The following is a 17,430-nucleotide window of genomic DNA, read 5'->3' on the forward strand; positions in this document are numbered from 1 at the left end:
TATCCTGCAGTCAAAAAAAGCTATGACTAATCGTAAGTTAGATTAATCATAGCTTTTGCATTACGTGCTTTAAAAGTTGTTACTAAACAATCGATCTTTCAGAATCCGTCATTAGATCTTTATCTTTTTGAATATATTGCTCACTGAATCTATTCCAATTCGAGACATGAGGAAATCCAAATTCACTTAGCTCTGCAGAAAATTGAGAAATAATTGGCGGCTTGAGCTTTAATGAACGTAGCTTTTCATAATTACTAAAGAATACGTCATTCGGCTCTCCTTCCATCACAACTTTTCCTGCGTCGATTACAACCACTCTACTAGCATACTGAGCTACCACTTCCATATCATGAGTAATCATAACAATGGTTGCTTGATTATTCTTGATTAACGTTTCCATTAAGGATAATAACGACTTTAAGTTTTGTTCATCCTGTCCCGTAGTTGGTTCGTCTAACAGAATAATTTTCGGATTTGACACTAACATGGTTGCGACTGCTAATCTTTGACGTTCTCCTCTACTCAGAGAGAAAGGATGTTCTTTTCTTTTATTTTGAAGTCCAACTGTATTAATAGCTAACTCCAATTGTTGATTAATAATGTCTTCCGCATAGCCTCTATTTTTTAACCCAAATTTAATTTCATCTTCAACAGTGTTACAGAACAACTGATTATCTGGGTTTTGAAAAACATATCCAATATCTAAAATGATATCTTGAACCTTGCTCTTTTTCGTATTTTTAGAGTTGATTTCGACATCCCCATGTGTAGGTTTTAACAGTCCTATTAAGTTCTTCATTAGTGTAGACTTCCCACACCCATTATGACCTACGATTGCTAATAGTCCACCTTTTCGGATGTCTAAATTAATATCATGGAGTATTTGTTTTTCTTTACTATAACTAAAATCTACTTTTCGTAAAGTTGCAACCAATTCGGAATAATCCTGTTTCGGCTTATTTTTTTGTTCTGGAAATGTTAACTTCTTAGATTTTAAGAGTTGCTTTGCCCACTCCAAAACTTCCTTTTTCGTTATAGGAAAAGTATCTAAAGTAAAACCTTTTTCAAATAAATATTTTGCAAGTCTTATATGATCAGGGATTCTTATCCCTAATTCATTTAGTTCATAAAAATGTTTATTAAAGATTTCACCAGGACACCCATTATACAAGACTTCCCCCTCATGCATGATAACCACTCGATCTATAAATTCAATTAAATCATTCAGATCATGCTCAATAATTAGAAAAGTAGTATCTAGTTCTTGCTTTAACTCGGCAAGAATATCCATTACTTCCTGCTTACTAACCGGATCAAGGTCAGTGGTCGGATCATCAAGTATGAGGATAGATGGTAACATCGCTAGGTTACTAGCTATGGAAACTTTTTGCTTCTGTCCACCTGATAAGGAAAACGTAATATGCTTTTTAATATCTTCTAATCGTAACTTCTGAAGACCGTACGCAACGCGTTTTTTAATCTCTGCTTGTGTATAGCCCTGACATTCTACTCCGAATGCCACTTCGTCCTCTACACGTATTGAAAAAATCTGATCTTCTGGGTTCTGAAATACCATTCCTATCTCGGATGAAAGTTCATGCATTGGAACGTATTGAGTGTTTTTTCCATTAATAACAATGTCACCTTCTAGGTTTCCTTCAGATAAATGCGGAATAATTCCATTGAGACATTTTGCTAAGGTTGTCTTTCCACTTCCACTTGTACCTGATATAAGGACGAATTCTCCCTTGTTTACTTGTAAATTAATATTTTTTAACGTTTTTTTATCGACATTAGGATACGAAAAATTAAGATCTTTTACATGAATAATTGAATCTGTGCTCATAAGTTCGCTCCTTTGCAAAGGATTTAGTGTAACATTGTACTTATGCTATAAATGAATTATCTGCGCCTAATCCGAGACCATATCTTACATACAACGCACCGGCAAAGAATACAATGGTTAGAACGATGACTACATAATCTTTGTTTTCAAGTTTCATATCTTGATAATATTCCCGCCAAGCCATTTTGCTAAATCCTTTACTTTCCACAGCAAGTCCCATTGTTCTACTTCTTCTTAACGAATTAATCAGTAGAGGAAACGCCGCTAATTTAAAACTGTTCCAACTTCCTCTTATCCCTTTTTTATTAACGCCTCTAATGGTTTGCGCATTTGAGATATTTGTTAATTCTTCGAAAACTAATGGGAAGAACCTTAATGTTCCTAAAAACATAAAGGCGATGTTCATAGGAACCTTCATCTTCATTAAACCCTTTGCCAACAACGCAGGATCAGTTGTCGTTATAATAACAATTGTCATAAAACATGGTATAGCAATTCTGTATCCAAGCACCAAACCAGAATATAGGCCGATATCTGTCGCTTGAAGCGAACCGATTGAAAATAGGACATTGGCATTTGCTTGTTCATAATTATAAAAAGTAGAGAAAATAACTGCTGACATGGCAAGTATAACGATTGTGCCAAGTAAAGGCATAATTGATTTCATATGAATCTTCGCTGATAACCAAATAGGTATACCCATCAGCAGGATAATCGTTAAATAGAGGGGATCCATAAATAACAATGGTGTTACGACGAATCCGATTATTAAAAGTAATTTAGCACGTGGGTCCAACTTATGAACCCACGTTCCTTTATCTAGATTTACAACAAAATCGCTTGCTGCCATAGCTTACACCTCCATACAAATCAATATTCATTATCCTAAAAGAGCTTTTAATTTTAGCCCAAGAGGCTTAGCAATGACTGTTCCAATAATCATTCCAACAACAGAAATCGCAAAAACAATAACAATTAAATGGAATGGTACTGGTATTTGATATGGATAAACAATACTCCACCAAACAAAAATTTCATAAATCGCATTGTAAAGTACGGCTGCTACAATCAAATCCTTTGTACTAGAATAAACATCACTAGGGTTTGCAAAAGCTTTACTTCTGCTATTCAAATACAATTCAGGTAGAATTGGTGCAATGACAACTAGAATCCAATAGATTGGAAGTTCGCCTTGTAGAAAGAAGTTAATGGCACACCACGCGGCGGTAAAATAAACTGATGCATAAGGCTTTCTTACAACTACCCAACATAGCACTAAAGCAAAAGCACAGAACAAGTAAACAAAAGTATGGTTGAACGGGAAAACAACACCAGCAAATTTGAAGAAATACCAGAGTACACGATATAAGACTGCAAATATTACGATGGTAATTAAATCAACAGCTGTTACCTTTCTTTTTACCATTGAAAGCTTTGTACCTAACTCTACTTGTGTCATCACATAACCTCCTACATATTCATTATTTTTTGTTTAAATATATTGAGTAAGCCCTTTCAAACGATTAATATCTTCTGCTGTATGTCCCTCAAAACTGACACCATCCGATCTAAAGTCTTTTTCCATTAACAGTGAAGCAGTATTAATAAGTGAGTCTGTATATGGAGTTTCTAACCCTATTTTTCTACTTAACTCTGATATAGGCACAAGCCCAAATGGAATATCCTCGGTAATATATCTATAGTCTAAAGTGGTTGGTGCCAATCCGTCTGGGAATAACCCTGGTAAAGCTTCTAGTAAAGTTGGAAAATCAGTTTTATAGAACTCGTTTAAGATAGATAGGATACTTTGTGTCTCTATATTAAAATGTTCAGCAAGTCTGATCCTTTCCTCATCAAGTTTTTCAACGTATGATACAGTCAATGGTGATGTTCCGTCACCGTAAAATCTAAATTCACTTGCAGAGTCAATTCTACTAGCGTTAAATAATGTAATTGGAGTATGTACTACGACGTTAGAGTTGTTTAAAGATGTTTCAATAACATTGTTTGCTGAAATTAATTGTGGGAATGTTTCTAGGAAGTATTTTGAGATAGTAAGATTCTTAGAGGTAGGTATTACACTAATTTGTACATTTTGCTTAATTCTACTGATTGTTACAGTACCAGTGGATTCTGCTTTTGAAATAAAAGGCATTGCGCTTGTTTCCGCGATTGTAAGATTCTTTTCTTCAATATCGTTACCAAGAACTTCTCTGCATTCAATTGCTCCCCAATATCCAGGGAATATTGCAATAGTTTGATTCTCTCTCAAATGTGGCTTTAGCTGTTTGAATATAGGTTTATGGCCCGAAGCCGTAGTTGTTATAATAATGTATTCCGCATCTTCAATTACCTCTTCAATATGAGGTGTTGCTTGGATTGGAACTTTTCCTGAATAGATCCCTTTTAGTTCTAGACCCTGAAACGATAGAATTTCTGCTTTTACCGGACTTCGACTATAAAGCTTAACTTTCTTTCCTTGTAGAGAGAGGTATGCAGCAATAGCTTGACCTGTATTACCTGCTCCAATAACCGCAAAAGACATATAACTCCTCCTTGCATCTATTAATTTAAAACGTAACCTATAAAACGATCTGTCACTTTAAAGATTCTAGATATTGTTTCACCCCCATTACGGCTTGTTCCATAGAATCTAAAATATGTTTTTTGATTGCTATTTCTGCATTTAATTTATCCTTCTGAATAATAAAGTTCAGGATTGTCTCATGCTCATCTGAGGTTTTCTTTGTATCCACTTGATGTGCTAGACGCCTATATCTAGAGATTTTATCATTTAATTGAAATAAAATTTTTATAACTGTCTGGTTGTTGCTAAGAGTATAAAGAGTTGTGTGAAACTGACCTCCAAAATGATCTACATCCTCATAGTTGTTTTCACTTGAATTATTTTTAATCATAAAAGCATGATACGCAAGATGCTTAATGTCATTTTCAGTAATATTATCAATTGCCTCGACAATAATAATTCCTTCTAACAAGCTTCGGACAAGAAATAGTTCCTTCACTTCTTGTACAGAAATAGATGCAACCTTTAAACGACCGTTTGACTGTCGTTCAACTAACTCCTCTATTTCTAAACGTTGAAGCGCCTCTCTTAGTGGTGTTCTACTAATCTCTAATTCTTTCGCTAACTCATCTTCAACGATCTGTTCCCCAGGCTTGAAAGAACATTTAAGAATACGCTCCTTTATTTCTGAGTAAGCAATGTCTTTTGCAGAAACTCTTGTCAACGTCGGTTTTTTCACATGCATTTTTTCACCTCCTAAAATATAAAAATATTTGAATAATTGTATACAATTATATTTCTAAATGTTTTAAATGTAAAGAAAATTTAGTATATTTTTTATAAAATAATGAAAATAATAAACCAGGCGCTAGCCCTATTAAAAAGAGCTGCGCCTGGTTTATGTTTAATTGCCCAACTGTTGGATCTGATCTATTGTATTAGTTACGTTCTGCAACGTTTGAAATAGCTCACTATTTTCAAGAAGAGCTGGGTCGAATTGTCCATTCTCGATATTATCAAGATACAAATTAACGCCTTCTTCTGCCTGTTGGTTATAATCGACGATTTGCTGATGAAGATCCTCTGCGACTCCTGGTGGTTGAAGCGCGTTAAATGAATTCATGTCTTCCTGCATTTCAGTTAACATCGTTTCAAGATCTGCTCTTGCTTGCTCATCGGTAACAGCCTGTTCGGCTAGGCTGGGAGCCTCGTTAACAAAAGTACTTACCTCATTTACATAATCCGTTGCCTCATTCACATACGTTAATGTATTATTAACATCCTCAAGGACGGAACAAGCCCCAAGAAATAGTAACCCTATTAAAGAAAATACTAAAAATCGTTTCTTCACTATATCCCCTCCTGTTTTGTAAGCATACCATATATACGATACAAAACGGGAAAGGTTTCATTTTTCTTAGCTAGCCCCATGTGTTTCCAACGTCATATATTAGTAATAATGATATGAATCATCAAAAAGAACAATATGCTTGCGATTCCCAATGCCTTCACCATTTAAATCCCAATACGGCAAAAAATCAACTTTTATATGGTCGATATAAAGAGGTTCCTCCATAAGATTATGAAAAACATCATCTTCTCGTTCAGTTCCACTATATTCGATGACAATATCCAAGTCGCTTTCAGCATGAAAATTGCCGTATAAACGACTCCCGATAATGGCTATCTTCTTAATGTCGAGATCAAAATCATCAAGTGTTTCGTCGATATGAGACATGATTATTGATGTAAGTTCACCCTTGGAATATTGACTTAATCCGTACACCTCAACAGTACCCAGAATGACACCTCTATTCTTCTTTTAAATAATGTATACACCTTTAGTATTAACCGTGTGTCCCAATATTTAAAAGAATGCCATAATTAGTGACTGTCATTACCCAAATTTTCTTCTTTACAATAGTTGTTCGGGTTTCATCATCACGCAATTTAATGGAAAAAGACCTTGCGGAACATCCGACAAGGTCTTTTTGCTTATAACTTTGTTATTACAGGTAAGATAGATAAATATATTTTATATCCTAAATAAATACCTAGAATTCCTCCAATACCAGATAAAGTTGGTGGTGCTGGAATCGGTAGTTTAGTCAGTCCAAATAAAAAGCCAATCAGTAAACCAGCAAAAACAGCTAATATAATATGCAACATTATCTTCACCCTCTTCACCTTCTTTTAAAGTGTGACAAAATTTCTTAGTCACTCTGTATTAGTTTTCGAAGCTCCCAAGCAATGTGCGCACTTTCCTCTAATTCTTCTAATGCAAAAAATGCTTCCATGATATCTTTACCTGGTACAACCGGGCCGTGATGGCTCAACAGCCAGCCATCACTAGCATTTACGCGTTTTTCAAATACGTTAAACAATTCTTGACTACCGGGTTTTTCATATGGAATTAAGCCCACAGTTCCCAATTTCATTTTTAAATATGGAGTATGATCCGGCATACAATCTGATTCATTTAGATCAGGTAGACAACTCCAAAGCACACTATAAGTGCTATGCACATGAAGAACTGCTCCAGTATCTGGTTTAGCTTTGTATACGGACAAATGTAACGGCCATTCCTTGCTTGGTTTTACTTCATCATATTGAATTCCATCCAAGTCCATAACAGCAAACTCTTCTGGTTTCAGAGTTCCAAAGCATGTTCCGGTCGCAGTCACATAAATTTTATCTTCATGTAGAAAGCTTAGATTCGCAACACTTCCACTTGCTTTACCTCGCTGAAAGAGACTTTTGGCAACCCAAATAGCATCTTCAATCTTCTTATCTAATGTATGATCCATATTTACCACTTCTCTCTTATGTTAAAGATAAGGCTTGAAGGAAAAAATCAGATTTTCCAAAGTTTCCACTCTTAAACACCATTCGAATTTGATTATCTTCTATTGGTATCATGATGGGTACTCCAGGTGCGATACTATCTCCTATATGGTATCCATTATACCCAAGCCTTTTTGCTACAGCTCCACTCGTTTCTCCGCCTGCAACAATGATTCTATGGAACCCAGCTTGAACTGCAAGTTCTGCTAAATCTGCAGTTGCCTTTTCTAATTTCGCAACAACATCTTCTTTACCTTGTTGCTGAATCCGTTTCACATTCTCAGGTGTGTCGCTGCTATATACTAAGATTGATTCTTCTTTGTTTTGAGAAATCACATTCCAAATCTTCTCGACTGATTCTTCACCTGAAATCAATTTAAGTGGATCTAAGAAATAGGTTTTACCACCTGATTTTTGATATTCAACAATCTGGATTCGAGTCGCTTCACTGCAACTTCCCGCTAATAGTAACGCTGGTGAATTAGATCGTTCAAATCCACCTGCTTTTGCATTTTCCTTATACATTTTCGCCAATGGGTATGCAAGGCCACTACCACCAGTTATAAGTTTGAGTCCTCCAAATAACTGAACCAGCTTTTCCGCATCTTCTTCTATCTCGTAATCTGGCACGATATAAAAATGTGAATGCGTACTTTGTGTTGTTATTCTTGTAATTAGTTCATCTACTTCTTCCTTGTATAAAGCATCTGACATTTTCACACTTGGAAATCTGCTTTGTGCCTCCATTAAACGAACTAGATCACAATCCCACATTGGTGTAAGTGGATGATCCTTCATCGGACTCTTATGCAATGGAACTCCATTTACATATAAACATCCTTTTTTAACAGTACGTCCATTTACCGGAAGTGCAGGACAAAGAATCGTATAAGGAACTCCTAGCTCTTCCATTACAGCATCACAAATAGGTCCAATATTACCCTCAGCTGTAGAATCAAATGTGGAGCAATATTTTATATAAAACTGTTGTGCACCTCGCTCTTTTAACCAGCCTATCGCCTCGAGTGAATCTTTGACAGCTTCATTACGCTCTTGAGTACGTGTTTTTAACGCTAAGACACAGACCTCTGCCTGGTGAGCCTCCTCCCCTTTTGGTACTCCATTGTATAAAACCGTACTCAGTCCACCTTTTACAAAAAAGGAAGCAATATCACTTCCGCCGGTAAAATCATCTGCAATAACTCCAAACAGCATTAGATTCACCCCTTTTTATTTATTCCAAGATGATTTTTCTAATCATGACTGTTATTTAACCAATTGTGCCTCTTCAATATTCTTTTTACGTACTTCCACGCCCAACATATCTTCAAAGTAACGAATCATTGCATGCTTGTAGTAATCACCGTGTCCGTTTTGTAATGCAAGTTGATATGTTTGCATGGTTCCACTCAAAGTTGGTAGTGGAATTTGGTATTTCATTAATACTTCGTTCATACTTTCCATATCCTTATATGCTCTCTCTAGTGAAAAACTATGTTCAAAATTTCCTTCTAATATTTTAGGAATCAATGTTTTTGAAGCAAAACTTGATCCTGTTGCTGTCATTAAAACGTCACCAAGTTTTTCCGGGTCTAAACCAAGCTTTACACCAACAGGTAATAGTTCACTAAAGCTAGCACAACAAATATTTAATACACAGTTATTAATCATCTTCGTCAGTTGTCCTGCCCCGATTTCACCCATATAGAGAATTTGTTTTCCCATACGATCAAGCATAGGTTTTATTGTGTTAAATAATTCTTCGTCCCCACCACACATGATACTAAGCGTTCCATCTACAGTTGTTCTCGGATGTCCAGAAATAGGACAATCCATATATTCGATTCCGTTCTCTTTACAGGTTTCTGCAATTTCGATGGCGCCTAAATAACTAATCGTGCTAAAGTCAACAATCTTCTGACCTGGTTCCATATATTTTAATAAGCCGTTTTCGCCTAATACAACACTTTTTACAATCTCTAAGTCTGGTAGACAGAGAAATACATAATCACTATCTGCTGTATCCATCACATTCGTTGTGGTTTTAATCCCTTGAGCCTTGAATTGCTCTAACGCATTTGGATTTGCATCACACACTAGATAATCATACTCACCTTCTTTTTCACCTTTTGCAAGATTAAATGCCATTCCTGTACCCATTACGCCTAATCCTATAAAACTTACTTTCATTGAAAATCTCTCCTTTTACTTGAAGTTTTTGCAGTTCTATGATGAAACTCGGATGGTATTGTATAAGTTCGTACTCACTAACTATTTACTTCTTCTCGCTCTAAAGCACCCATAACTGCATTTACTGCTTCTTTCGGACTTGTCAACACTGGAAGTCCTAATGTGCTCGTTTCAGATTCTGCGCATGCCTGTGTAATTTGTGCAAGAATGATGACATCGCATCCTTTTTCTTTTAGCTCCGCTGCCGCAATACGGTTAAGACGATTATGCTCTTCTTCATTACCAGCTTTCAATTCAGTCATAGCCTGAGTGGTAATTTGTGTTTCTACTACAATCTCTTTTTCCAATTCATTGGCAAGTTTCTCTAATTGGGCTTTTGTTGCTGGTCCAGATGGTGCTGTTGTTGCCACAACCCCTATTTTTTTGTAATTGTAAACCGCCTTCTCTAACATCGGACGATCCACCGCAAAGATTGGTACTGAGATAAATGGCTTAACAGTATCCACTACAGGGGTCAGTACGGTGCATGCTACAATAATCGCATCTACTCCCGCTTCTTGTGCTTTATTGGCCATATTGACAAAATCTCGATATAATTTGTCATCGAGTCCATTAATTTGATTCGCGTGGTACTGAATATTTTCATCAACAAAGTTTAAAACCGTTACTTCAGGTGCTAGTTGTTTAAAAGCTGCATTTAAAGGTGGTACTGCATTACAAGTTGCATGAATAATACCAATTTTCATTTCGATTCTCCTCTATTTTTTAGTAGTTAGAGAGTTTCATATTGCTACATTTTATAGAGTAACCTCTAACTTACCTGATGTTTTTTTTAGTACATCTATCATTTGATTAATATCTAATACTTTTTCATTAAGATTTAATGTATTACTTAATCGACTGATATGAGGCTGTTTTAACATCGCTTCTTCCAAGACACCAAGATTCCAGAAAATTTCTTGCTTATGATTATCCTCAACTACTCTCTTATTTGCCATCACGATGACACGTTCAAAGTTATTAACGACAAATTCCATATCATGTGTAATGGTAATAATAGTTTTCCCTTCTCGAACTAATGAATCAATAATGAACCCTAATCTTTCAATGGCTAATGAGTCTTGACCAGCTGTTGGCTCATCTAAGATAATCGTGTCTGTATCCATCGCAATTACCGAGGCAATTGTGACAAATTTCTTCAGAGAATAAGGTAAGTTATACGGATGTATATTTAAGAATGGCACAATTCCTGTCAATTCTGCTGCCTTCATTACGTTTTCTTCAATCTTCTGCTCCGAAAACCCAAGGTTCTTAGGCCCAAACCTGATTTCACTTCTTACATTTTCATGGAAAATTTGATCATCAGGATTTTGAAATACATAACCTACCTTTTTCGAAATCTGAGCTGTCGTATAATCTTTTGTATTCAAGCCATCAATGATAACATCACCTTGTGTTGGCTTTATTAATCCATTCATCATTTTCACTGTTGTTGTTTTCCCAGCCCCATTTTGTCCAATTATGGCTACCGATTCACCTTTTTCGAAAGACATGCTGACATTTTCAACAGCTTTAAAACCATTTGGATAACAATAGGTAACGTCATTTAAAGTTAAAAAGCTCATGATTTCACCCCTTGTAATTCCATCCATTGTTTCATCACTTGAACGGAGTCTCTTTCAGTAATAGGAATTCTTTCTGTATTCATATTGTGTTTTCTCATTTGTAAATCTAATAATGTATACTGGGTTAATCCTACACCATAGTCCTGTGTATCTTCTTCAGAAAGCACATCTTCCGTTCTTCCTTGTCTCTTAATATGTCCATCCTGAAGAACGACTACATAATCTGCATATTCAGCAATTAATTCGATTTTATGCTCTACTAATATAATTGTTTTTCCTTTTTTCTTCATAATATCGATTGCTTTAAATATTTCCTCGGTACCTTGTGGATCCAATTGTGATGTTGGTTCATCAAAAATAAGAATATCTGGCTCCATTACGATAATCGACGCTAAAGCCACTCTTTGTTTTTGTCCACCTGATAGCTCATTCGGGTTTTTGTGTTGGATATACTCAATCCCAAGCAAGCTAATGATGTCTTGAACTTTCTGTTTAATAACGCTAACTTCAACCCCTAGATTCTCCAGTCCAAAAGCTATTTCATCAAAAACAGTTTCTTTTACACCACTGATTTGGGTAAAAGGATTTTGGAAGACAAAACCCACCTTCTGCGCAAGATCACTTGTATCCCAATCAGTAACATCCTTACCATCAATCAACACTTCTCCACTTCTATCTCCCTTAAAAAAATGTGGAATAAAACCTCGAATAACATTACAAAGTGTTGTCTTTCCCCCGCCATTAACACCAATGAAGGCATAAAACTTTCCGCTTTCTATCGAAAGATTAATATCATGCAAAACCTTTTCCCTTCCAGTAGGGTACTTGTAAGATAGATTTCTGATCTCTATTCCACTCATAAGAAATACCTCCAGATCAAGATGGAAACAAATAAAATTAATAATATAACTCTTACTAAACTATCACTCTTAGTCTTTTCCAATTGGTGTAAACTGGTCTTTTTGGTACGGGCTGTAAAAGCCCTAGATTCTAAAGTGATAGCTTTCTCATCTGTGCTTGAAAATGATGATAATATCAATGGGGTTAATGCCGGGATAAATGCTTTCATTCTTATACTGAGATTTCCTTCAGTTTCAACACCGCGAGTTCTTTGTGCATCCATAATTCGTAATAAATGCAGCCTCATCTCTGGAATAATATTAAGTGCGGATGAAAGTACATAGGTAGCTTTTGGCGAAACTCCTAATATTTCTAAGGAACGGGATAGATCATTAATTTTTGTAATCTGGAAAAATAAAACAATTGCTGATCCCACCGCTAATATTTTGGATGTTAATTGTAAACTAAAATCAATTCCTTCTTGTTTAATGGAGAATATGCTCCACGACCATAATATGGTATCTCCTGGATAGAAAAATGATTGCAAAAGAAAAATCATGACAACAATCGATACCAATCCCTTAAAGACGATGTCGACATATAGCTTTGTTTTTCCAGCTACCATCGCAATTATTAAGCACAAAACGGGGGCCAAATATGAATATATATAACCTGGTAACAGTAATGGAGTAATCATCAAAAAGACGGCTACAAAGAATTTAGTAGTTGGATAAAGATTTAGAATAAAGCTTCTTAGTTTTTCCATATGTGTATCTCCCCTCTCATATTAAGGTTCATTTTTTCGCTGATTCATGGCAAAAAATTGGGTTAATACTCTCAAGCCCTCTTATTTACCTAAAATATATATAAGGATAGTAGAAACACGACTTTATGGGGTGAGTGATGCAGTGACAGCAGATTTATCGACAGTTTCACCCCATGCTTTTATGAAATTCTTTTAAGCTCCTAGTTTATTATTGTTGTTATTAATATATAAGTGACCATAGTTTTGTTTAGAGAGATATTGATCTGACATCTTCCTAACAATCATATAGGCAACCATTATCGAAAGTATTTTATCAATACTTTCAACAAATATCTTTTGAGTAATAACTGCTGTCCATATCTCTTTGCCTGAAGCTAAAAGTACGGCAGTGATAGTATCTGACCCCGTTCCAGAAGCCCCACCAAATACAATAACCGTTGTCGGAGTCGCGATTAATATCGCAACAATCGCGACAATAAAACCTGTAAAAGCAACTTTCCAAACATTTTTGGTCATTCCCTTTTTTGCTAGGAGACCTACAACGATTCCTGAAGCCATGGCAACCGGCATAAACGCCAACTGAGTAGGGTTGAATATCCCAAATATTAGTTTTGAGACCCCACCTGTTACTGCACCAACCCAAGGACCAGCTACCATCGCAACAATCATCGTGCCAATCTGATTTAAGAAGAGAGGGATTTTTAGTAATTCAACCAATTCCCCAGCAACTACATTGACTGCGACACCGATGGGAATGAGCAAGATGGCAATAAGTGTAAAATCTTTTTTTATACTTTTCATATTTCGTCCTCCTTTTTATATGGGTTTTACAGAGTTTTATTTTCTTCAAGAATTACATGTTCATTAGTAGAATCCAATCTTCTACTAGCTTTTTTCTCCCCCAAATTATGATGAATTTTTTCATACATTTTGGTGAAGTATGGTTCATATTCATTCGCCAATTGAAGGCTTGATCTACTTTTTTCAACAAGAGATTCATATTTTTCTTTTACCGATTGCAGGACCGCCTCTTCATCAAAAGAAGTAATTTTACGATTCTTAAGGACCCATTCTCCCTTGACCATTACCGACTCAATCGAACTTCCATTCTCGTAATACACAAGCTGAGAGATGAGATCTGCATTCATAGCCAAAGCAGGTGATTGTTTGGTTAACAGCACTAGATCAGCTTCATAACCTTGTTTAATTTTCCCTCGCTTTTTCTCTTCACCTAGTAAGTATGCTCCGCCAGTTGTAGCCATTTTAAGCACATCTATTGGTTTTAGCCATTCGTTGAAGTTAGATTGTTCTTGTCGACTATGCATAACAGCTATCCTCATTGCTTCAAAAAGGTTATGAGAGATCCCACAATTGGAGGAATCTGTTCCCAAGGCTACATTAATCCCTTTTTGGAGATAGGATGAGATTTTTGCTCTCCCACTCCCAAGCATCATATTACTAACCGGATTATGAACAAGAGAAACACCATGCCTCGCTAAAATGTTTAACTCATCATCTTCAAGCCAGATAGAATGGGGAGTGGACAGTCGTTTTGAGAGCAATTGCTGCTCATGTAGTCTGCCTACTATTCCACCCGAAAACGTAGCATCCCCGATTTCCTTTTGAATTTTCGTTTCCAAAAGATGAGTATGAACATATGCTCCATGTTGATCACTTAATTCTTTACTTAACGCAAGCATTTCCTCCGAACATCGCTGCGGTGCATTTGGACCTATTAAAATTTGAATTCTATTATTCTTATCTTGCCACTTGTTAATTAGAGATATATAAAACGCTCTCATTTCTTCGACTGATATTGGTGATGTTTCATCAAGTTTCCTCTTCAGTTCTATTGGTAACTCAACTGGAAGAAAATGATGATCTGGTACATCATGCATCATTGGTGCAAATCCAACTCTGATTGATGAAGCCTCATATGCTTTAAGTGCTGCTTCTGATCTTTTTATATGTGGAAAATGGTCAATACAACTAGTAATACCACTTTTGATCATGTCTATTAAACCTAAAAGCACCGCATTGTATATATCTTCATCATCAAGCGAATAGCCATATGCCGTTGTATAAAGGGACCATATTTCTAATGGAAAATCGCTAGTTGTCCCTCTCAATAGATTCGAATAGGAGTGATAATGTGCATTTGTCATACCAGGCATTACAATCATTTCAGACCCGTCAATTGTTTCATAGGCCTGAATCGTAGGTTCACTCCCAAAGTTGTGTGGGATAACTTCCTTTATGAACCCATCTTCCACCAAAATACTGCCCTGGATGATACTTGCATTATCGTCCATCGTAATAATTGTGGCGTTTTTAATGAGAGTTGACATCATGTCACCCCTTTAAGTACTAAATAACTATATAAAAGAATAATGACAAAAAAATTGGGATTTCTATTCGTTTTCTATAATTGAACTACAATTGCCTTTATTTATAAGGCTCAGCATATCTTGTTTCTAATGTTGAAATACGCTCAGCAAAACTTTTTGCAACGCTCTCCCCGTCCACATCCATAAGGATTGAGGTATTATGTTCTGAATGACCCCATTGTCCTGTAAACTCAGCAACAGTCTGACCAGCTGTCAGTTCCCCCGCCGTCTCAATCGAAACAAAGGCTGGCTGCACTTCAAAGAGTTCTGGCCAAAGCGCATAGGCTACGGCTGGTACGTCATTAAAATATACGCCTGTCTCCGTTTCTAAAGATTGCTGGGCCGCAATATATGCTTTACGTCGGAATTCAGCTGCCTCTAAGAGGAAAGCTCCTGGGCGAGTATTCGTAACCCTAATGCGTTCAAGATTTTCTTGTGAAATTCTCACCTTTGTACAAACATCGAGACCTACCTGAACGATTGGCGCACCCGATTGGTACATTACTTTTGCGGCCTCAGGATCACTTGCTAGATTAAAAGACGCCACAGGTGAATAATTTCCAGCAACACGTACTGCACCACCCATAACAATGATTCTTTTCACCTTCTCTGCTAGATTCGGGTCTATTGAGAGAGCAAGAGCAACATTGGTTACTGGCCCCAACGCTAAAATAGTGATTTCATTTGGGGCTTCGTTACAGCGCCTTACAATCTCCATTGCTGCATACTCCCTCGCCTCGGATACAGTAGGGCTTGGGGCCTCTACGCCACCAAAACCATTGTTGCCGTGAATGTGCTTGGCAAAGTATGGTTCACGTATGAGAGGTTTGCTAGCTCCACGGTAAACGGGAATATCAGTTCTACCTGCTAATTCAAGTAATGACAGCGCATTATGCGTTGCAGTTTCCACCTCAATATTTCCATATACTGTTGTCAAAGCTTCGACACGTAGCTCCGGGGACGCGAGCGCAAGATAGATTGCGGCAAGGTCGTCGACACCCGGATCAGTGTCAATAATTACTCGTTCCACCATAATTTCTAGTTCTCCCCTTACATATTTTTAAATTTTGTCCCTCTATTTATAGTAAAAATATAGTGGGATGAATTAGTACCAAACTCTTATTAGAGTAAAGTTTTGGTTTGTATAAGGGGCCAAAAGTGGCCCCAAAACCTTCAAACTCTGATTCTATTAAAACCGTGTACTACTAAACCAATTGAGCGTTTCTTTCTTTATCTACGCCTTCGCAGAAGCGACGTGTTTTGTCCTCATCTACTGGGTTCGTCATGATATCATCAATTTTTGCCCCATATCCAAAGACTGCCCCATCCGCATATTTTAGTAGGTGGGCAGTTTCAACCTTCATTCCACTGCCGATAATGATTGGAACATCAGGGACTGCATTCCTTACTGCCTCTAAATTCTCAATTGAAGGAGGTTGAGCTGATTCCTCACCGGCAAGGATGATAGCGTCTGCCATTCCACGATAAGCTGTATCACGAGCCAAGACATCTATTGGTCGAGCCGCTAATGGAGCAGCATGTTTTGTTTGAATGTCAGCAAAAATCTTGACTTTGTTCTCTAAACCAAGAAATTTCCGATATCTCGCTACTAAGTGCGCTGTACCGTTGATAAGACCTTGGTCAGTTACATACGCATCTGTTAGGACATTGAGTCTAATAAAATCTGCTCCAACAGTTCCTGCAACTGCTAGCGCAGATTTCCAAGAGTTTCGTAGAATATTAATTCCCATTGGAAGTTTCACTTCGCGGCGAATTTCGTGCGCAATCAAAGTCATCGCTGCTACTGTTTCAGGTTCCTCTGTTTCTGGGTAAAATGGGTAGTCATTAAAGTTTTCTACCATTACAGAGCTAGCTCCGCCCTTTTCAAGACTTTTTGCATCACGGATTGCTGCTTCTAATACTCGCTCAATATTTCCATCATATAGGGGTGATCCGGGTAGTGGACCTAAATGAACCATTCCTAATACTGGTTTTTCTACACCAAAAATATTTGTAAATGACGTTTTCATAACAAATTCCTCCTTATTATTTGTAAATTTATAATTTAGACCGAAGCAATTAGGAACTATTTACTACTTAACTAATAAAGATGTTCTTACTCTTTCTACACCTTCGCAGAAGCGACGAGTTTTGTCCTCGTCAACTGGGTTCGTCATGATATCGTCAATTTTCGCCCCATATCCAAAGACAGCCCCATCCGCATATTTAAGTAAATGAGCAGTTTCAACTTTCATACCACTGCCGATAATGATTGGAACATCAGGAACCGCAGCCCTAACTGCCTCTAGATTCTCAATTGAAGGTGGTTGAGCTGATTCTTCACCCGCAAGAATGATAGCGTCTGCCATTCCACGATAGGCTGTATCACGAGCCAAGACATCTAT

At 36.9% G+C, this 17,430-nt stretch carries 20 protein-coding genes; all 20 read right to left on the reverse strand.

Annotation, left to right across the window (positions count from 1 at the left end; genetic code table 11):
* Positions 1-82 precede the first annotated feature (82 nt).
* On the reverse strand, positions 83-1,846 hold the full coding sequence (locus tag CKJ95_RS12400) for an ABC transporter ATP-binding protein (protein ID WP_099353736.1): 1,764 nt from the start codon (positions 1,844-1,846) through the stop codon (positions 83-85).
* A 40-nt stretch (positions 1,847-1,886) separates the two neighbouring features.
* Positions 1,887-2,696: an energy-coupling factor transporter transmembrane component T family protein gene (locus tag CKJ95_RS12405; RefSeq protein WP_099353737.1), complete on the reverse strand. Its 810-nt coding sequence runs from the start codon at positions 2,694-2,696 to the stop codon at positions 1,887-1,889.
* 30 nt (positions 2,697-2,726) lie between these two features.
* A complete protein-coding gene (locus CKJ95_RS12410) occupies positions 2,727-3,305 on the reverse strand; it encodes a hypothetical protein (protein ID WP_099353738.1) in 579 nt (192 codons plus the stop codon).
* A 33-nt stretch (positions 3,306-3,338) separates the two neighbouring features.
* A complete protein-coding gene (locus CKJ95_RS12415) occupies positions 3,339-4,391 on the reverse strand; it encodes an NAD/NADP-dependent octopine/nopaline dehydrogenase family protein (RefSeq protein WP_099353739.1) in 1,053 nt (350 codons plus the stop codon).
* Between the two features lie 52 nt (positions 4,392-4,443).
* On the reverse strand, positions 4,444-5,118 hold the full coding sequence (locus CKJ95_RS12420; RefSeq protein ID WP_099353740.1) for a GntR family transcriptional regulator: 675 nt from the start codon (positions 5,116-5,118) through the stop codon (positions 4,444-4,446).
* Between the two features lie 159 nt (positions 5,119-5,277).
* Positions 5,278-5,724 carry a DUF6376 family protein gene (locus CKJ95_RS12425; RefSeq protein ID WP_099353741.1) on the reverse strand — a complete coding sequence of 149 codons (447 nt, stop codon included), beginning with the start codon at positions 5,722-5,724 and terminating at the stop codon, positions 5,278-5,280.
* A gap of 99 nt (positions 5,725-5,823) precedes the next feature.
* A complete protein-coding gene (locus tag CKJ95_RS12430) occupies positions 5,824-6,159 on the reverse strand; it encodes a nucleotidyltransferase domain-containing protein (RefSeq protein WP_099353742.1) in 336 nt (111 codons plus the stop codon).
* A gap of 209 nt (positions 6,160-6,368) precedes the next feature.
* On the reverse strand, positions 6,369-6,542 hold the full coding sequence (locus tag CKJ95_RS12435; protein WP_099353743.1) for a XapX domain-containing protein: 174 nt from the start codon (positions 6,540-6,542) through the stop codon (positions 6,369-6,371).
* 44 nt (positions 6,543-6,586) lie between these two features.
* Complete coding sequence (locus CKJ95_RS12440) at positions 6,587-7,180, reverse strand: class II aldolase/adducin family protein (RefSeq protein WP_099353744.1); 594 nt, start codon at positions 7,178-7,180, stop codon at positions 6,587-6,589.
* 16 nt (positions 7,181-7,196) lie between these two features.
* Positions 7,197-8,432 carry a 3-oxo-tetronate kinase gene (gene otnK, locus CKJ95_RS12445; RefSeq protein WP_099353745.1) on the reverse strand — a complete coding sequence of 412 codons (1,236 nt, stop codon included), beginning with the start codon at positions 8,430-8,432 and terminating at the stop codon, positions 7,197-7,199.
* Between the two features lie 51 nt (positions 8,433-8,483).
* A complete protein-coding gene (locus tag CKJ95_RS12450) occupies positions 8,484-9,407 on the reverse strand; it encodes an NAD(P)-dependent oxidoreductase (RefSeq protein WP_099353746.1) in 924 nt (307 codons plus the stop codon).
* Positions 9,408-9,484: 77 nt separating this feature from the next.
* Positions 9,485-10,153 carry an aspartate/glutamate racemase family protein gene (locus CKJ95_RS12455; RefSeq protein WP_099353747.1) on the reverse strand — a complete coding sequence of 223 codons (669 nt, stop codon included), beginning with the start codon at positions 10,151-10,153 and terminating at the stop codon, positions 9,485-9,487.
* A gap of 51 nt (positions 10,154-10,204) precedes the next feature.
* Complete coding sequence (locus CKJ95_RS12460) at positions 10,205-11,032, reverse strand: energy-coupling factor ABC transporter ATP-binding protein (RefSeq protein ID WP_099353748.1); 828 nt, start codon at positions 11,030-11,032, stop codon at positions 10,205-10,207.
* Positions 11,029-11,892, reverse strand: coding sequence for an energy-coupling factor ABC transporter ATP-binding protein (locus CKJ95_RS12465; RefSeq protein WP_099353749.1), 864 nt, complete (start codon positions 11,890-11,892; stop codon positions 11,029-11,031). Before CKJ95_RS12465 ends, CKJ95_RS12460 begins: the two co-directional genes overlap by 4 nt.
* Complete coding sequence (locus tag CKJ95_RS12470) at positions 11,889-12,638, reverse strand: energy-coupling factor transporter transmembrane component T family protein (protein WP_099353750.1); 750 nt, start codon at positions 12,636-12,638, stop codon at positions 11,889-11,891. The genes CKJ95_RS12465 and CKJ95_RS12470 overlap by 4 nt, the downstream gene beginning before the upstream one ends.
* 192 nt (positions 12,639-12,830) lie before the next feature.
* Positions 12,831-13,439, reverse strand: a complete 609-nt coding sequence (locus tag CKJ95_RS12475) for an ECF transporter S component (RefSeq protein WP_099353751.1) — start codon at positions 13,437-13,439, stop codon at positions 12,831-12,833.
* Positions 13,440-13,465: 26 nt separating this feature from the next.
* On the reverse strand, positions 13,466-14,986 hold the full coding sequence (locus CKJ95_RS12480) for an amidohydrolase family protein (protein ID WP_180271497.1): 1,521 nt from the start codon (positions 14,984-14,986) through the stop codon (positions 13,466-13,468).
* A 97-nt stretch (positions 14,987-15,083) separates the two neighbouring features.
* On the reverse strand, positions 15,084-16,058 hold the full coding sequence (locus CKJ95_RS12485; protein WP_099353753.1) for a nucleoside hydrolase: 975 nt from the start codon (positions 16,056-16,058) through the stop codon (positions 15,084-15,086).
* A 172-nt stretch (positions 16,059-16,230) separates the two neighbouring features.
* A complete protein-coding gene (locus CKJ95_RS12490; RefSeq protein ID WP_099353754.1) occupies positions 16,231-17,055 on the reverse strand; it encodes a BtpA/SgcQ family protein in 825 nt (274 codons plus the stop codon).
* Between the two features lie 63 nt (positions 17,056-17,118).
* Positions 17,119-17,430: BtpA/SgcQ family protein (locus CKJ95_RS23375; RefSeq protein WP_306475361.1), on the reverse strand; the 312-nt coding region annotated here is incomplete at its 5' end.

It is taken from the genome of Fredinandcohnia onubensis (assembly GCF_002734285.1).
Taxonomy (GTDB): Bacteria; Bacillota; Bacilli; order Bacillales; family Bacillaceae_L; genus Ferdinandcohnia; species Ferdinandcohnia onubensis_A.

Bases quoted from the DNA above. Each gene is read 5' to 3' on its own strand.
- CKJ95_RS12400 (WP_099353736.1), bottom strand. From the start codon at position 1,846: ATGAGCACAGATTCAATTATTCATGTAAAAGATCTTAATTTTTCGTAT.
- CKJ95_RS12405 (WP_099353737.1), bottom strand. From the start codon at position 2,696: ATGGCAGCAAGCGATTTTGTTGTAAATCTAGATAAAGGAACGTGGGTT.
- CKJ95_RS12410 (WP_099353738.1), bottom strand. From the start codon at position 3,305: ATGACACAAGTAGAGTTAGGTACAAAGCTTTCAATGGTAAAAAGAAAG.
- CKJ95_RS12415 (WP_099353739.1), bottom strand. From the start codon at position 4,391: ATGTCTTTTGCGGTTATTGGAGCAGGTAATACAGGTCAAGCTATTGCT.
- CKJ95_RS12420 (WP_099353740.1), bottom strand. From the start codon at position 5,118: ATGCATGTGAAAAAACCGACGTTGACAAGAGTTTCTGCAAAAGACATT.
- CKJ95_RS12435 (WP_099353743.1), bottom strand. From the start codon at position 6,542: ATGTTGCATATTATATTAGCTGTTTTTGCTGGTTTACTGATTGGCTTT.
- CKJ95_RS12440 (WP_099353744.1), bottom strand. From the start codon at position 7,180: ATGGATCATACATTAGATAAGAAGATTGAAGATGCTATTTGGGTTGCC.
- otnK (WP_099353745.1), bottom strand. From the start codon at position 8,432: ATGCTGTTTGGAGTTATTGCAGATGATTTTACCGGCGGAAGTGATATT.
- CKJ95_RS12450 (WP_099353746.1), bottom strand. From the start codon at position 9,407: ATGAAAGTAAGTTTTATAGGATTAGGCGTAATGGGTACAGGAATGGCA.
- CKJ95_RS12455 (WP_099353747.1), bottom strand. From the start codon at position 10,153: ATGAAAATTGGTATTATTCATGCAACTTGTAATGCAGTACCACCTTTA.
- CKJ95_RS12460 (WP_099353748.1), bottom strand. From the start codon at position 11,032: ATGAGCTTTTTAACTTTAAATGACGTTACCTATTGTTATCCAAATGGT.
- CKJ95_RS12465 (WP_099353749.1), bottom strand. From the start codon at position 11,892: ATGAGTGGAATAGAGATCAGAAATCTATCTTACAAGTACCCTACTGGA.
- CKJ95_RS12470 (WP_099353750.1), bottom strand. From the start codon at position 12,638: ATGGAAAAACTAAGAAGCTTTATTCTAAATCTTTATCCAACTACTAAA.
- CKJ95_RS12475 (WP_099353751.1), bottom strand. From the start codon at position 13,439: ATGAAAAGTATAAAAAAAGATTTTACACTTATTGCCATCTTGCTCATT.
- CKJ95_RS12480 (WP_180271497.1), bottom strand. From the start codon at position 14,986: ATGTCAACTCTCATTAAAAACGCCACAATTATTACGATGGACGATAAT.
- CKJ95_RS12485 (WP_099353753.1), bottom strand. From the start codon at position 16,058: ATGGTGGAACGAGTAATTATTGACACTGATCCGGGTGTCGACGACCTT.
- CKJ95_RS12490 (WP_099353754.1), bottom strand. From the start codon at position 17,055: ATGAAAACGTCATTTACAAATATTTTTGGTGTAGAAAAACCAGTATTA.